Origin of the sequence: Rhodopirellula bahusiensis (genome assembly GCF_002727185.1) — a bacterium.
Classification (GTDB): domain Bacteria; phylum Planctomycetota; class Planctomycetia; order Pirellulales; family Pirellulaceae; genus Rhodopirellula; species Rhodopirellula bahusiensis.
In genome coordinates, this window is the sequence record NZ_NIZW01000062.1 from 1 (window position 1) to 1,320 (window position 1,320).

Below are 1,320 nucleotides of genomic sequence, written 5' to 3' on the forward strand. Positions count from 1 at the left end.
GGATGCAACAGGGAACTGGAAAGAGTTCCGGCAAGACGAGAATGGTGATGGAACCTGGGACTTCAACCAAACCCGCACCGCCAACGCTGTCAACGAGATCACCGACATCAGCAACACGCCGAGCGACATCTGGGCCACACCGTCCTACGACAAGAACGGCAACACGACGACCAACCCGCGTCCTGACCTGGGCACCAACGCCACGATGACGGCCACGTTTGATGCCTGGAACCGAATGACTAAGCTCGTCGACGATTCCAACTCCAACATCTTGCTGGAGAACCAGTACGACGGTCGCAACTTCCGCATTGTTGCCAAGGAGTACACCTCGGGCACTCTGGATCAAACGCGTCAGTACTACTTCACTGAAGACTGGCAGTGCGTGGAAGAACACGTTGACACAACGAGTATGCCACGGCGTCACTACGTGTGGGGGATGCGTTACATCGATGACCTTGTCCTTCGCGACCGGGACATCACGCCTTCGGGCGGCTTAATGAGCGAGCGTTTGTACTACTTGCCCGATGCAAACTGGAACACGACGGCAGTGGTAAGTGACTCCGGCAGCGTGCAAGAACGCTACGAGTACGATCCCTACGGCAACCTCCGCGTCTTCGCCGCTGACTACACCCCCAGATCCAGCAGCAACTACGCGGTCCACTACACCTACACCAGCCGAGAGTGTGCGCCCGCAGCAGGCCTGTACTACTTCCGAAACCGATGGTACGACGCTCTGCTGGGAAGGTTTAGCTCCAGGGACCCGATTGGGTATGTTGATGGATTGAGCCTCTATCGGATTTACATTGCGCTAAGCAGGGTTGACCCAACTGGTATGCAGTACATGATTCCTGGCGACATGCTTGGAGGCAGCGGGTTAAGCGATTCCGAGGCCGATGCCATGCTTGAGGGGCAGCAAGTCACCAGCCCGCTCGGTCAAGCTCAGAAGGTTATCAACAGTCTTATCGATCGAATCAAAGAGTGGCCAGAGAATAGAGCCAAAGCGTGGTGCAAGAAATGGCATGAAAAGCAAAAGTCAGACGATTGGCTTGACAAGCTTCCGTCGTGCCCGTGTTCTCAGAACGAAATCGAGTCAGGATCAGATTTCTACGAGTCGCCCCCCGACAAAGCAACGCATGATGGATGCGATGTTTGCTTTCGGTCTAATGCAAGCGGCATCACTGCTCCCGCTCAACAATGCTGCTACGACGCAGAAGGTTTAATCACTAGTGGCAGCGGCGCTGGCACTGCGGATCACACCAATTCCCAAAAAAACGTAATTGGCCATTTCATCGATGATGTGATGCCGTTTTTAATTTGCAA

General features: G+C 54.5%; 1 protein-coding gene. It reads left to right on the top strand.

The features are described from left to right. The coding region (locus tag CEE69_RS31735) for an RHS repeat-associated core domain-containing protein (protein WP_199170007.1) at positions 1-1,320 on the top strand (1,320 nt) is incomplete at both ends.